The sequence below is a fragment of the Sporosarcina sp. QA0331 genome (assembly GCF_055808055.1).
The window spans coordinates 1,344,860-1,359,889 of record NZ_CM147850.1; the positions used below are offsets into that span (position 1 = coordinate 1,344,860).

Annotated in this window: 13 protein-coding genes; 10 read left to right on the top strand and 3 right to left on the bottom strand. The window is 43.7% G+C overall.

Annotation, left to right across the window (positions count from 1 at the left end):
- Positions 1-19: 19 nt before the first annotated feature.
- Positions 20-1,117, bottom strand: coding sequence for a M24 family metallopeptidase (locus tag AC0L13_RS06455; RefSeq protein WP_473645139.1), 1,098 nt, complete (start codon positions 1,115-1,117; stop codon positions 20-22).
- Between the two features lie 101 nt (positions 1,118-1,218).
- Here AC0L13_RS06455 and AC0L13_RS06460 point away from each other — a divergent pair, with 101 nt between their 5' ends.
- Complete coding sequence (locus tag AC0L13_RS06460; RefSeq protein ID WP_473645141.1) at positions 1,219-1,899, top strand: metal-dependent hydrolase; 681 nt, start codon at positions 1,219-1,221, stop codon at positions 1,897-1,899.
- 144 nt (positions 1,900-2,043) lie between these two features.
- The gene (locus AC0L13_RS06465) at positions 2,044-3,351 is read left to right on the top strand and encodes a DRTGG domain-containing protein (protein WP_473645143.1); all 1,308 of its coding nucleotides are present in this window, start codon (positions 2,044-2,046) and stop codon (positions 3,349-3,351) included.
- 33 nt (positions 3,352-3,384) lie between these two features.
- Here AC0L13_RS06465 and AC0L13_RS06470 read toward each other — a convergent pair whose 3' ends face one another.
- Positions 3,385-3,705: a YtpI family protein gene (locus AC0L13_RS06470; protein WP_473645145.1), complete on the bottom strand. Its 321-nt coding sequence runs from the start codon at positions 3,703-3,705 to the stop codon at positions 3,385-3,387.
- Positions 3,706-3,796: 91 nt separating this feature from the next.
- Between AC0L13_RS06470 and AC0L13_RS06475 the strand changes: the two genes are divergently transcribed.
- From AC0L13_RS06475 to AC0L13_RS06510, 8 genes are all read left to right on the top strand, one after another.
- Positions 3,797-4,738, top strand: a complete 942-nt coding sequence (locus tag AC0L13_RS06475; protein WP_473645147.1) for a DHH family phosphoesterase — start codon at positions 3,797-3,799, stop codon at positions 4,736-4,738.
- Positions 4,739-4,757: 19 nt separating this feature from the next.
- Positions 4,758-7,823: a DNA polymerase III subunit alpha gene (locus AC0L13_RS06480; protein ID WP_473645149.1), complete on the top strand. Its 3,066-nt coding sequence runs from the start codon at positions 4,758-4,760 to the stop codon at positions 7,821-7,823.
- 321 nt (positions 7,824-8,144) lie between these two features.
- Entirely contained in the window at positions 8,145-8,795 is a 651-nt protein-coding gene (locus AC0L13_RS06485; protein WP_473645151.1) for a FadR/GntR family transcriptional regulator, read from the top strand.
- A complete protein-coding gene (gene accD, locus AC0L13_RS06490) occupies positions 8,792-9,646 on the top strand; it encodes an acetyl-CoA carboxylase, carboxyltransferase subunit beta (RefSeq protein WP_473645153.1) in 855 nt (284 codons plus the stop codon). Before AC0L13_RS06485 ends, accD begins: the two co-directional genes overlap by 4 nt.
- A 1-nt stretch (position 9,647) precedes the next feature.
- On the top strand, positions 9,648-10,601 hold the full coding sequence (locus AC0L13_RS06495) for an acetyl-CoA carboxylase carboxyltransferase subunit alpha (RefSeq protein WP_473645155.1): 954 nt from the start codon (positions 9,648-9,650) through the stop codon (positions 10,599-10,601).
- A gap of 101 nt (positions 10,602-10,702) precedes the next feature.
- Positions 10,703-11,665 carry a 6-phosphofructokinase gene (pfkA, locus tag AC0L13_RS06500; protein WP_473645157.1) on the top strand — a complete coding sequence of 321 codons (963 nt, stop codon included), beginning with the start codon at positions 10,703-10,705 and terminating at the stop codon, positions 11,663-11,665.
- Positions 11,666-11,712: 47 nt separating this feature from the next.
- Entirely contained in the window at positions 11,713-13,473 is a 1,761-nt protein-coding gene (pyk, locus tag AC0L13_RS06505) for a pyruvate kinase (RefSeq protein WP_473645159.1), read from the top strand.
- Between the two features lie 78 nt (positions 13,474-13,551).
- On the top strand, positions 13,552-13,935 hold the full coding sequence (locus AC0L13_RS06510; RefSeq protein WP_473645163.1) for an FxsA family protein: 384 nt from the start codon (positions 13,552-13,554) through the stop codon (positions 13,933-13,935).
- Here AC0L13_RS06510 and AC0L13_RS06515 read toward each other — a convergent pair.
- Positions 13,925-14,896, bottom strand: a complete 972-nt coding sequence (locus AC0L13_RS06515) for an AI-2E family transporter (protein WP_473645165.1) — start codon at positions 14,894-14,896, stop codon at positions 13,925-13,927. The two genes, AC0L13_RS06510 and AC0L13_RS06515, sit on opposite strands and share 11 nt — an antisense overlap.
- Between the last annotated feature and the right edge of the window lie 134 nt (positions 14,897-15,030).

The following is a 15,030-nucleotide window of genomic DNA, read 5'->3' on the forward strand; positions in this document are numbered from 1 at the left end:
GGACAGCGTTTTATTATGTTCAAGGTTGGATGATCTGCAGTTCTTTCGGGAATTTCGTTAGCACTTCAACACCGTCAGCTGTGACGGCAACATCATCTTCAATGCGGACGCCAGTTATTTCTGGATGATAAATACCTGGTTCGACAGTAAAGACCATACCTTCTTCGAGTTCCATCTCATTCGTTCCTGTAACTGATGGGAATTCATGGACGGAAATGCCGAGCCCATGCCCAAGGCGATGTGTGAAATATTCACCGAAACCTGCCTCAGTAATGACATCGCGAGCGGCTTTATCCAAATCGCGCGCCTTTACGCCTGGTCGGATTAAATCGATTGCCGTCTGTTCCGCTTTTTTGACGGTTTCATAAATCTCACGCTGTTTTTCGGATGGTTCGCCGAATGCGACAGTTCTTGTAATATCTGAGCAATATCCTTCGTAAACGACACCGAGATCGAACAGGATGAAATCACCTTTCTGGATTTTTCGGTCACCAGGCGTTCCGTGTGGTGAAGCAGTTTTAGGTCCTGACAACACCATCGTGTCGAAGGACATTTTTTCCGCACCTTTTTTCTTCATTTCAAATTCGATTGCCATAAGGATTTCGAGCTCGGTTTTACCTTCAGCAATTTCCTTGCAGCCGACTTCGATTGCATAATCCGCCAATGCAGCTGCCTTGCGTAGTTTTTCAAGCTCTGCCTCGCTTTTAATGTTTCTCATTTTATTCAATTGTTCATCAAGACGTTGGAAAGAAGCACCTTCGAAAAGCTGTTCCATCCGTTCCAACCGTTCCACCGTCAAATGCGATTTTTCAATGGCGATGTTTTTCAGAGATACTCCTCTTTTTTGTGCTGCAGAAGCAAGAACTTCCCACGCGTCTTCTGTATCTTGATGTCCGACAGCTTCAGACGTCCATCCAGATGCCTTCAAATCAGGAACTTCCATGAGCGGACAAATGACAAATGGATCCGCTTCTTTAAAAATCATGACACCTAATAGTCTTTCATGCGGTTCACTTCGGAATCCGGAAACATAAAAAACATTGTCCGGAGTTGTAACGAATGCCGCATCTACATCGTTTTTCTGCAAGTACTCTTTAATTTCGTTAATTTTATCCAAACTTATCCCTCCTATTTCAACACACTTATCATATCAAAAAAGAGGGTTTACCGGTTAAATATCGAAACAGTATGTATGAACAGATTTGGAGGGATATGCAAATGAAGATTTCTTATCATGGACATTCTGTCGTGAAAATTGAAACTGAAGGGAAAACGATTTTAATTGATCCGTTTATCACTGGAAATGAACTGACGGATTTGGATGCTTCCGATCAGACACCAGATGTGATATTGCTGACACACGGTCATAATGATCATGTCGGAGATACGATGGAAATTGCGAAACGATGTAACCCGCTCATCGTTGCACCGAATGAACTTGCAGTCTATTTAGGTTGGCAAGATTTGAATACCCATGGAATGAACATTGGAGGTTCATACGCATTCGACTTCGGAACAGTGAAATATACGAAGGCTTTCCACAGCTCTTCCTATACGACTGATCAAAATGAATTCATTTATACTGGGATGCCTGCTGGAATTTTATTCACCGCAGAAGGAAAGACGATCTACCATGCAGGGGATACATCGCTTTTCGGGGACATGGCCTTAATCGGAAGACGTCATTCCATCGATGTCGCGTTTTTGCCAATCGGCGATAATTTCACGATGGGTCCAGAAGATGCGGCAGAGGCAGTTGAATTACTGAATCCGAAGCTTGTCGTACCAATACATTACGATACGTTTCCGCCGATCAGACAAAATCCACAAACATTTAAAGATCTCGTCACTTCCCATGAAGTAAAGATAATGAAGGCTGGGGAGTCAATCGAATTTTAAAACAGCAACCGATCCGGACAGCTAGAACGCCGGGTCGGTTTTTCATACCGCTGAATGAATTAACTGTCTCGGTCTTCCTGCAATCACTATTCTTTCCGATGTATGATAAAATAGGGGCAGGTAAAAAGAGAAAAAGGTGAAAAGATGTCGACAAAACATGAGCTGATATTACGCTATATTGAAGGGTTGGCCGTCGGCGAAAAAATTTCAGTCCGCCAAGTTGCCAAGGCACTATCTGTCAGTGAGGGAACGGCATATCGGGCGATAAAAGAAGCTGAAAACCAAAAGCTAGTCAATACGATCGAACGTGTTGGCACAATCCGTATTGAAAAAAAGAAGAAAGAGAATATCGAAAGGCTGACATTCGCCGAAGTCGTCAATATCGTTGATGGAGTGGTACTTGGAGGACGTGATGGTCTCCATAAAACATTGACCAAATTCGTCATCGGGGCGATGCAGCTTGATGATATGAGACGGTACATAGACGCAGGCAGTTTATTAATTGTCGGAAACAGGCACAAGGCTCACGAGCTTGCTTTAAGCGCAGGCGCAGCTGTTCTTGTGACAGGAGGATTCGATGTTGCCGATGAGGCGAAAAAGCTTGCAAATGAATTGAATTTGCCCATCATATCATCCAGTTATGACACATTCACAGTTGCGACGATGTTGAACAGGGCGATTTACGATCAGTTGATTGAAAAGGAAATTCTTCTTGTGGAAGATATTTTGACGCCGCTTTCTGAAACGATCACTTTTTCGCCGAAGGATACTGTGGCGCATTTCAATGAAGTGAATCGGAAAACAGCACATTCTGGATATCCTGTCATCGATCGGAACGGGAAATTGATCGGAATCGTTACTTCCCGCGATGCAGTTGGAAAGCAAGGGACGGATCTCATTGAGAAAGTGATGACACAACATCCGATTACCGTAAATGGTAAAACAAGCGTAGCCTCCGCAGGGCATAGCATGATTTGGGAGGGCATTGATTTAATGCCTGTTGTGAGCGATAGTGGAATTCTCGAAGGAATCATTAGCCGCCAAGATGTCCTAAAGGCATTTCAAATGACACAAAGGCAGCCGCAACAAGGGGAAAAAATCGATGATATTGTTAAGAACCAAATGAAAGCCATGTCTGATCAGCCCCAAAATGTAGAATTTACTGTCGTTCCCCAAATGACAAACCAACTAGGGTCATTGTCATACGGTGCATTGACGACATTGTTGACCGACGTTGGAAATCGTGCAATTAAAATGCATAAACGTGGAGAAAGTGTTCCGGAAAATATGACAATTTACTTCATTAAGCATGTACAGCTCGGAAATACTGTCACGGTAGAGCCGAGAATCCTCCATATGAGTCGAAGATTTGTTAAAGTGGACTTTGATCTTTTTTCGGATTCCGAGTTGATCGCAAAAGCGATGGTCATGTATCAGCTATTCGAAAGATGACAGTGGAAATAAAAAACTGATGCGGCAGTCGCATCAGTTTTCATTCAACTTTGTCTCTTCGTCGATAAATTGTTTATAGTGCTTTGCAGCTTTACTATTAAAGAAAATGATATAGGCGCCAAAGACGATAAAAAGACCAGAAACGACATACGTTGCAACACCTTCGAAAAGAAGAAGCTGGTTTATGCCGAAAAAGAAAAGTAGACCGCCAAGAAACGCTCCGGCCCTGCTTGCAAAATACTTTTTACGGATCGGGAACATTTGACTTGTTCTGAATTGGCGTGTTTTAAAATAAAAATAGTAGACGCCTGAAGCAATAATAAGAAAGACTAGTATAAAATTAAACGTTTTCATAAAAGAGCCTCCATCGAATAACTTCTTTCATTGTAGCGGCTTTTTTCACGGAATGCGAACAGAAATCATTGAAAACCGGAGGAATCGCAAATTGAGACGACAAATCATCGACACAATTGAACAATATGAAACAATCATCATTCACCGTCATGTCCGACCCGACCCGGATGCATACGGATCGCAAGTCGGCTTGAAGGAGTTAATAAAAACAAATTATCCTGAAAAGAAAGTGTATGCTGCAGGCATGCATGATAACTTGCTTACGTATTTAGCGGAGCAGGATGAAATAGGGCTTGAAGAATACAAAAACGCGCTTGTCATCGTTACCGATACCGGTAATACAGAGCGGATTGATGCGGAATATCATGAGAAGGGCGACTTTCTTTTAAAAATCGATCATCATCCAAATGTCGATCCGTACGGAGATATGAGATGGGTAGATACCGAAGCTAGTTCCACATCAGAAATGATTTATCTTCTTTTCCAGGAAGGGGAAAAGCATTACGGTTGGAAAATGTCTGATGCATGTGCCCGTTTGTTATTTGCTGGCATTGTGGGAGATACAGGAAGATTCCTTTTCCCGAGTGCGACTGTTAGGACGTTCGAAATCGCGAGCAGTTTAATCAAATATGACTTTGATCGTACGAAGTTATATGCAGAAATGTATGAAGAAGACCGCAGATTGCTCCATTTAAAAGGCTTTATGTATCAACAATTCACAATTGACGAAAATGGAGCTGCCTTCATTAAAATCGACAAATCGATTCTAAAAAAGTTTGATGTCACTGCTAGTGAAACGTCTCAACTTGTCGGCTCTCTCGGCGATGTGAAAGGGATTTGCGCATGGGTGATTTTTGTCGAGGAGGACGATCAAATTCGTGTTCGATTCCGCTCGAAAGGACCTATTATCAATCAACTTGCTGCCGAATATGATGGAGGCGGACATCCGCTCGCTTCCGGAGCTTCAATTTATTCATGGGATAAAGCGGATGAGGTCATTGGTAAATTGAAAAAATTATGTGCGGAGAAGTAACGGTTCGGAGGGATTTTCATTGGTACTTGTCTATCCACAAATTGTGACCGGCGCTGATCTGCTGCGCGGCATTATAAAATTAGATCATCTGGCCCCGCTTCTGCAAAGGAGAGGGGCTAGATCTGTTGGAATCGTCAATTCAAAAATGTATGGCGTTCGTTCATTTTGCAAGGTGATGGAAAAGTACGGCATCCAACCTGTCATTGGATTGTCCATCCAGTTGGAGCTGGAAGACGGATCTGACATTTTGCTATATGCGTATGCTAAAGATGATAAAGGCTATAGCAATCTTCTTAAAATAAGCAGTGCGATTGCGACAAGGGAACAGGAAACGCTCCCGTTGAAATGGCTGCAAGCGTATAGCGAGGGTTGTATCATCATATGCCCATTGACCGATCGTTCGTGGGATGATAAGCGAGGAACGGACACGATCGAGACAATCCGAAAAGCTTGCCGAACGGTCTATATCGGCATTTCACGGCCAGGCAGCGTAAAGCATATTGCCGAGAGTGAAATTAAAAAGATTGCGGAAGAAACAGGGACAATCATTACCGCTTACCACGAATCAAGATATATTGCCGAAGAGGATGCTTTCGCATTTGAAGTTGCGACAGCGATCCGGTCCGGCTATAAGCTCAATGATCCAGCTCGTCCGAAAATGGATATCTATGATGCCTATGTGCCTGAAGAGCAAGAAATTCTACATTGGTTTTCTGATCGTCCAGAATGGATTGAAACTATGGCTGAAATCATGTTGTCATGTGATGCGAAATTACCCCCAAGCCGTACGTTAATGCCTGCTTTTCCCGTACCGGAAGGACATACCGCAGCTTCCTTGCTGAAAAAGAATTGTGAGGAAGGATTGATCCGTCGGCTAGAGAAGGTAAGTCCGGTTTATTATGACCGACTCGAAAAAGAGCTTCAGGTCATTGAAAACATGGGTTTTTCCGATTACTTTCTCATCGTAGAGGATTTCATGCGTTTCTCGAAAGAGAATGGGATATTGACTGGTCCAGGAAGGGGCTCTTCAGCAGGATCACTCGTCGCCTTCTCTCTAGGCATAACAGATGTAGATCCAATCAGATATGGACTAATCTTTGAGCGGTTCCTCAATCCGGGCAGAATTACAATGCCGGATATTGATATCGATTTTGCGGATAATCGCCGCTCTGAAGTTATTGAATATGTAGCAAAAAAATACGGAAAAGCTCATGTTGCCCAGATCATTACATTCGGTACACTGTCGCCCAAATCTGTAGCACGGAACGTCGCACGCGTATTTGACTTTTCCAATGAAGAAATGTCTTTCTTATCTAAGCAGATTCAAGAGGGTCATAGCAAAAGGCTTGAAGAGTCTGTTAACAAGTCGAAAGCGCTTCAAGACTGGGTTGCAATGGATCCTGTCCGTGCTAAATGGCTACAGGCAGCGAAAACGTTGGAAGGCTTGCCGAGGAATGCCTCCACACATGCGGCAGGAGTCATTTTGTCACCGATGCCGTTAGTCGAAACAGTTCCTCTTCAAAATAGCGGGGACGATATTTACTTGACGCAATGGGCGATGGGGGATGTGGAGGAAATCGGCTTGTTGAAAATGGATTTCCTCGGATTGCGCAATTTGACGTTAATGGATCGGATACGCTCGATGATTCAACATGATACGGGGAAGATACTTCATTTCGAAGACATTCCCTTGAATGACTCTAAAACTTTTGATCTTTTCAAGAAAGGTGACATGACAGGGATTTTCCAATTTGAGTCAGATGGGATGAGAGATGCATTAAGGCTTATTAAGCCTGATGAATTCAGTGATCTGTATGCAATCAATGCATTATACCGTCCTGGTCCGATGGAAAATATCCCTTTATATAGCCAAAGAAAAAACAATAAGGAAAAAATCGAATATTTACATCCGCAGTTGGAGCCAATCCTTAAGGAGACTGCAGGAATTATCGTCTACCAAGAGCAAATCATGCAAATCGCTGTTCAAATTGCGGGCTATACAATGGCGGAAGCGGATCTGTTAAGAAGAGCAGTCAGTAAGAAGAAGCGTGAAGTGCTTCGCCAGGAAAGGGAGCATTTTGTCAAAAGTGCAGTCCAGCACAATTTCCCTGAACGCTCCGCAAGTGAAATATATGATTTGATCGTTAAGTTTGCCGATTATGGATTTCCGAAGAGCCATGCGGTGGCCTATTCTTTGATTTCCTACCAATTGGCCTACGTCAAGGCGAATGCGCCGGCTTATTTTTACGCTGCGTTGTTGTCAATGTCGACTGGCAATCAAGAAAAAACGATGGAATACATCCATGAAATTAAGAGGAAAGGTATTGAAATACTCCCTCCGTCCATCCAAAAAAGCAAATACTCCCACGTCGTTGAAAAAGGTTCCATCCGAATCGGATTAGGATCGATCAAAGGAGTGACCCCGTCATTTTATAATATCGTGAAAGACGCACGGGCTACAGGAGGCTGGAAAACGCTATTCGATTTTTCAGCTGCGATCGGCGGAACACATTTTACCGAAAAGACAATCATCCCTTTCATTAAAGCGGGAGCACTCGATGAATTTGGGGAAGATCGGTCCGTTTTGCTTGCTTCAATTGAAGCCGCCCGAAACCATGCCTTATTCGTCAGTCCCGATGGCGATGACTTGCTTCACGATATTATTTATTCAGTCGCAAAGCCAAAGTATTCACCAGGCGGGTCGATGCCGAGATTTGAAATGCTTGAATATGAACGTGAAATGCTAGGCTTCTACTTATCCGAGCATCCGGCACTAGAAATGAAAAAGACATTGATGGAACCAATCGTAGATCTCGTTGTCGTACCCGATGCCAAAGAACGATCGATGCTACAGGTCGCTGGAATGATAAGGGAAATCAAACGGATTCGAACAAAGAAAGGCGAGGCGATGGCTTTCCTTACTCTCCAAGACGAAACCGGTGAACTATCATGCACAATCTTCCCAAGACAATACGCCGAAAGCAATCCCCTATTACAGGAGCTTGCAATGGTGCATATCACCGGAACAATGGAAAAGCGCAACGGCCAAACACAACTGATTGTGCAACAGGTTAAGAGGGTTTAGTTATTGGTCCCTCTATTAATTAATGATTATGGAAGATCTGTTTGGAGAAGCGTCCGCTCGACTCCTGCTGGAAAGCGAGACAGCCGAGACCCAGCAGGAGATAAGCGACGATGCGGCTCGGTGCTCGTCCGCGGAAAACGAACGGTAAGCTTCGGAAAAGTTGCACAAACCAATTATCATGAGACATGTAACATCATGTCTCTTTTTGTCTTTTCATCATTAATTCCTAGAAATCTCTTTACGATGCCATCACTTTTCTGTATGCTATAACAAGAAGTGGTCAGACCACTCGGATTACGAATTTCCAAGAGGGGCGGCCGTATGCAAAATACAAAACCATCATCAAAGATGTTTCTCGATATCGTTGGAGAACTCAGGCTAATGATCAAGGCGGAAGGCATAAAAGCAGGAGACAAACTGCCTTCTGAACGTGTTTTGGCGGAACGTCTACAAGTCGGAAGATCGACAGTCCGCGAAGCATTGAGAAGCCTCGAGCTGCTAGGACTGATCGAAACCCGTCGAGGCGAAGGGACATACCTTGCCGATTTTAAAAAGCACCAGCTTGTTGAAGTACTCTCAACATTCGTCATGCAACAACCTAAATCGGCAATGGATGTGACAGATACGCGCATCATACATGAAAAAGCGGCAATTCAAACGATTTGTGAGGACGAACAGAAACGCAATCTTCCAGTTTGGGAAGGGATCCTCATGAAAATTGACGAGGATGGCGAGGTTTTTCGGGAAGATATCATGCGAGAAATGATTGTCGCAACAGATAACCGATTATCATTGAAAATTTGGTTTATACTGAAACAATATAGCAAGGTGCCGTTTGAGCATATGACAGCAGAAAAAGAAAATGACATTGTAAGAGCTATGCTCAAACATTTAATGGACGGAAGCGTCATGGAAGCATTACAAGCCTATGACCGATGGATTGAATATATCGAGGGGGAAAACAAAGAATGATCCGTGAATTTTTTACGAAGAAGAAGCAAGCAATAACGATACCTTCGGCCGATGCGAAAAACGACGTGCCGGAAGGAATAATGACGAAATGTCCGGAATGTAAACAAATCATCGTAACAAAAGATTTAATGAAAACCGCGAAGGTTTGCCCGAAATGCGGTCATCACTTTAAAATGACGGCTTGGGAGCGTGTTGAATGCCTATTTGACGAAGATACATTCAAGTCAATGGACGACCATTTGAAATCCGAAAATCCGCTGAAATTCCCATCGTATACAGAGAAAATCGCATCCGATTCTGAGAAGACAGGATTGAACGAAGCAGTTCTTACCGGAATCGGAAAAATTGGAGGAAATGAAGTTGCAATTGCCATTATGGATTCTCATTTCCGGATGGGTTCCATGGGTTCGGTCGTCGGAGAAAAAATCACCCGTGCAGTTGAAACTGCTACGGAAAAGGGTATTCCTGTCATAATTTTTTCAGCAAGTGGTGGAGCACGTATGCAGGAAGGTGTATTATCACTAATGCAAATGGCGAAAACGAGTGTCGCATTACAACGACATGCTGAAAAAGGATTGCTATATATTTCCGTCATGACCTATCCAACAACTGGCGGTGTTTCGGCAAGTTTCGCTTCTGTAGGCGATATTAATATTGCTGAACCAAGAGCGTTGATTGGCTTTGCAGGTAGACGTGTAATCGAGCAAACTGTACGAGAAAAGCTGCCGGACAATTTCCAAACTGCCGAGTTCTTGTTAGAGCATGGACAAGTCGATGCGGTTATCGATCGCCGTGAATTGACGGAAGCCCTTGCAAAACTGATTGGGCTGCATGTAAGGGAGGTAAACTAATATGAGCAAGACGTTGGCATTCGAAGAACCAATTGTGAAACTTCGGGAAAAGATCAATGAGCTCGAAGAATTCACTTCAACAAATGAAGTCGATCTAACTGACGAAATCGGTAAGTTGAAAACTAGATTAAGTAATTTGGAGACGGAAATTTATAGTAATATGGAACCGTGGGACCGTGTGCAAGTAGCGAGACACCCGGAGCGCCCAACGACGAGGGATTATGTAGCTGAACTATTTGAAGACTTTATGGAATTGCACGGGGATCGCTCATTTGGAGACGATGCAGCAATCATAGGTGGAATAGGATCCTTCGAATCAATGCCTGTAACGGTTATCGGGCATCAGCGGGGTAAAGATACGAAGGAAAACGTGAAACGCAACTTTGGTATGCCTCATCCGGAAGGGTACCGGAAAGCTTTGCGTTTAATGAAGCAGGCTGAAAAGTTTGGCCGTCCAATCATCTGTTTTATTGATACGAAAGGTGCTTATCCAGGAAAAGCAGCTGAAGAGCGTGGACAAAGTGAAGCGATTGCCCGCAATCTTATTGAAATGGCTGGATTGAAAGTACCGGTCGTTTCCATTGTCATCGGAGAAGGCGGCAGTGGGGGTGCGCTCGCTTTAGGTGTCGCAAATCACATTCATATGTTGGAGCATTCGACCTACTCCGTCATTTCTCCTGAAGGGGCGGCTTCGATTCTTTGGAAAGATGCGAGCCTTTCAAAACAGGCAGCGGAAGCAATGAAAATTACAGCCCCTCATTTAAAGGAAATGGGAATTATCGATGAAATTATTCCAGAAGTACTTGGTGGTGCGCATCGGGATCCGAAAGCACAGGCAGTGGAAATGAGGAAAGTGTTACGGTCTTCATTAGAATCACTTTGTAAAATGGATGCAGATGCAATTATAGAGGATCGGTATAATAAGTTTCGTAATATCGGTGTGTTTTCAGAATGACAAGGTGCGGGCATAACCCGCATCTTTTCGTTGCGTTTAGGCAGGCGCCCTGCGCTTTTGTTTGTTATACATAAAGTAATCGATATGAAGGGGTGGTCTGTTTGAAAAAGATCGGAGTATTGACTAGTGGGGGAGACGCGCCTGGCATGAATGCTGCTGTCCGTGCGGTTGTGCGGAAAGCTATTTATGAAGGGTTTGAAGTAGCTGGTGTTTTTAATGGCTATCAGGGACTCATCCAAGGAAAAATCGAATTGTTGCAGCTCGGGTCGGTCGGTGACATTATTCAACGAGGAGGAACGATGCTCAGGTCCGCACGCTCTCCGGAATTCATGACCGAGGAAGGGCGTGAAGAAGCGGTCCGCCAGTTGAAGGCGCATCATATCGATGGCCTTGTCGTCATCGGTGGAGACGGATCATTTAGAGGTGCGTTCGAATTGGTGAAAATGGGGATTCCATGTGTTTGTGTTCCCGCGACAATCGACAATGACATTAATGGGACAGAATTCACGATTGGTTTCGATTCGGCCCTAAATACAGTTATTGACGCGATCGATAAGATTAGGGATACCGCGACTTCGCATGAACGAACGTTCATAATCGAAGTAATGGGCCGCGATGCTGGGGATTTGGCTCTTTGGTCTGGACTTGCTGGCGGTGCTGAAACAATTCTCATACCTGAAGAAGGCTATGATATCGATGAAATCATAAACCGGTTACAAAGCGGTACGGGCCGTGGGAAGAAACATAGTATCATTATCGTAGCGGAAGGTGTCATGTCTGGTTCATCGTTGGCTGACCTGTTGAAGGAGAAAGCGGGAATCGAGACGCGTGTATCTGTATTGGGACATATCCAACGTGGAGGTTCTCCTTCTGCTAGAGATCGGGTCATTGCGAGCCAATATGGGGCAAGGGCGGTCGAAGTGTTAGGTGAAGGCCGTGGTGGTGTAGCAATTGGTATGCAAAACCATAAGGTGGTAGACTATGATTTAGAAGTGGTATTTGCACCAACAGATCATACGTTGGATATGGAACTTTTTGAGTTATCCAAAGTATTGTCAATTTAAGTAAACTAAAACATTTGATGAGTACAATACGAAAGGGCGTTTTTGTGATGAGAAAGACAAAAATTGTGTGCACAATCGGACCAGCTAGCGAATCACCGGAGTTACTAGAACAGTTGATAGAGGCAGGCATGAATGTTGCACGGCTTAACTTTTCACATGGTACACACGAAGAGCACAAGGCCCGCATAAAATCCATCAGGGAAGCGTCAAAGAAGACAGGCAAGGTCGTCGGAATTCTTCTTGATACGAAAGGTCCTGAAATCCGGACGCATTCTATGAGAAACGGACAAATTGAATTAATTACCGGTCAGCATATCGATATTTCGATGACTGAGGTGGAAGGTACTGAAGATGTATTTTCTGTTACATATGAAAAGCTGATCGAAGATGTGGACAAAGGTTCTGTCATTTTATTGGATGACGGTTTGATCCAACTGGAAGTTGTCGGAAAGGATCTTGAAAAAGGGCTGATCCAAACGATTGTCGTCAACTCGGGCACATTGAAAAATAAAAAAGGAGTGAATGTACCAGGTGTTTCGGTACAGCTCCCTGGAATTACCGAGAAAGACCGAGAAGACATCTTATTTGGAATCCAAGAAGGTGTGGACTTTATTGCTGCTTCTTTTGTGCGCAGAGCTTCTGACGTTATGGAGATAAGGGAATTATTAGAGAAAAACGGTGGAGCGCAAATCCACATTATTCCTAAGATCGAGAACGGTGAAGGTGTCGACAATTTGGATGATATATTGACGGTATCGGATGGTCTGATGGTTGCAAGGGGCGATCTCGGCGTGGAAATTCCGGCGGAAGAAGTCCCTCTCGTACAAAAGAAAATGATCGAAAAATGCAATCAAGCTGGCAAACCAGTCATTACAGCTACACAAATGCTTGATTCAATGCAACGCAATCCACGTCCAACACGAGCAGAAGCAAGTGACGTTGCTAACGCAATTTTGGACGGATCGGATGCAATTATGCTCTCAGGTGAAACAGCGGCCGGCTTGTATCCGGTTGAATCCGTCCGCACGATGGATCGTATTGCGAAAACAGCTGAAGATGCTGTCGATTACCGCGCAGTCGTATCTACCCGCCGACGAGAAAAGCACGGCAATATGACAGAATCAATCGGTCAAGCAGTAGCTTATACGGCCATTAATTTAAAAGTGAAAGCTGTGCTTGCCCCTACGGAAAGCGGTCATACAGCTAAAATGATTGCTAAATATCGCCCAGGTTGTCCAATCGTCGCTATTACAGCTTCAGATGAATGCTCCAGAAAATTGACGCTCGTCTGGGGAATCTACCCGATTATTGGGGAAAGGGTACATTCAATTGATGAGATTTTACAGGAGTCCGTTGAGGAAAGCGTAAAGCATCAATACGTTACCCACGGCGACGTTGTCATTATTACGGCAGGCGTACCAGTCGGTGAAGCAGGAACGACGAACTTGATGAAGATCCATGTTATCGGCGATATGCTTGCGAAAGGTCAAGGAATTGGAAAGTCGGTGGCTTTCGGTCAAGCGGTTGTCGCTCACAATGCACAAGAAGCGTTAGCTCACGATCTGAATGGGAAGATTCTTGTCACATATTCTTCGGATCGTGATATGATGCCTGCAATTGAAAAATGTGCTGGATTAATAACAGAAGAGGGCGGCTTGACGAGTCATGCGGCTGTCGTTGGCCTCAGTTTAGGTATCCCTGTCATCGTTGGAGTCGAAAAAGCGACTGAACTTATCATTGATGGAAAAGACATAACGATGGATGCAGAATCCGGAGTCATTTATAATGGACATGCAAGGGTTCTTTAACAAATAACAAATAATGAAAAAAGGCTGTCTTCCGAATCAATTCGGAAGCGGCCTTTTTAGGATTGGGGTTGTCGTTGAATGAAATGGCTATTACCGTTATTTATTCTCGTGCCAGCTGCGGAAATCTTCGTCCTGCTTTATTCGGGGAAGACAATTGGAGTCATACCGACCCTTCTTCTCATCCTCATTAGCGGATTAGGCGGGGCTTACTTGGCAAAAAAACAAGGTCTTAAAGCTTTGACTGATTTGAGGAATAGGATGGGAACAATGGAGGCCCCCGGAAACGCTGTCATCGACGGCGTCTGTATTTTCTTTGGCGGCATTTTATTAATCATGCCGGGTTTTATTAGTGACATAGCTGGACTTTTGCTTTTATTCAAATGGCCAAGAAATATGATTCGACCATTTATCGTTGCTTGGATATATAAAAAGATGAAACAAGGCAGGATTGTCATTCGATGAATGATGGATGCTTTTTCAATTTCAGAGCAGCAAATAATAAGAACGGCGTCAAAAGTATACCCGCTAATCCGAATAGATAGAGCGAGCACACTGTAATGAAAAAAGCATGGATCGGCTTCACACGAAAGGCGGATGCCCACATATAGGATTCAGCCAATTGCCTCGTTGTGACGACGAATATATAGAGCAGAGCGAGCGAAACACCGATGAATATTTGATTGGAATAGAGGAAAAAAGCCGACATCGGAATTAGGAATAGTCCGATGCCTAACAAAGGCAGACTGTCGGCGATGGAGACAAGGAATGCGCTGCCGATTGGCGATTCAAATCTGAGGACCGAAAATCCTATGCTAAGGATAATGAAAGTCAAAAGAAACAATCTTGCTTCCACGAATGCGAATGTCCCGAACAATTCTCCGGATTTTGTAAAGATGCGTTTGGCTGGCGCGCGCATACTTACGGGAAAATAAACGAGAAACCAAAATTTGTTTTTGCCTGATTCACGCAGTGCAAAAAAATAGGCAACGATGAAAATGAACATGCTGAAAATTCGTTGGAAAAAAGTAGCTGTAAACGCAATGGCATATTCGAGCAACGCATGTCCATATTCAATAATTTTATCTTCCAGAAATTTGATGACTCTTCCAGTCAAATTCGTATTTCCTGTGTATGTTGATAAATGTTTTTCTAGAAGAGGTACTGTATCCATCAATCCATGCAGTGCGATGAACGAAAAAGTGCTGAAGATAAATAACATGGAAATCATGACGAAAAAGGTGGCTATTGTTAAAGGTAGTTTTGTCATCGCCCGGACTGCTAGTAAAATAGGTGCAGTAAAATAGGCTGCTATTATTGCAATTCCTACCGGAGGAACTATGAAGATGAAAATCCCTGCGACAATTGCGGGTAACCATTGCGTGGCAAGCGATTTGAAAGTTTGCTGTCTTATGTTTTTTATCAAGATTTCATCCTTTTTTCTGTTATTCTACAAATAAAACAAGCGTTTCCATTCACAAAACTGTAATATTTGCTTATAATGGTCAATGTAAGCGTTTCAGACAGTACTAAATAAAATGTAGTTTTGCCGGAATTTGC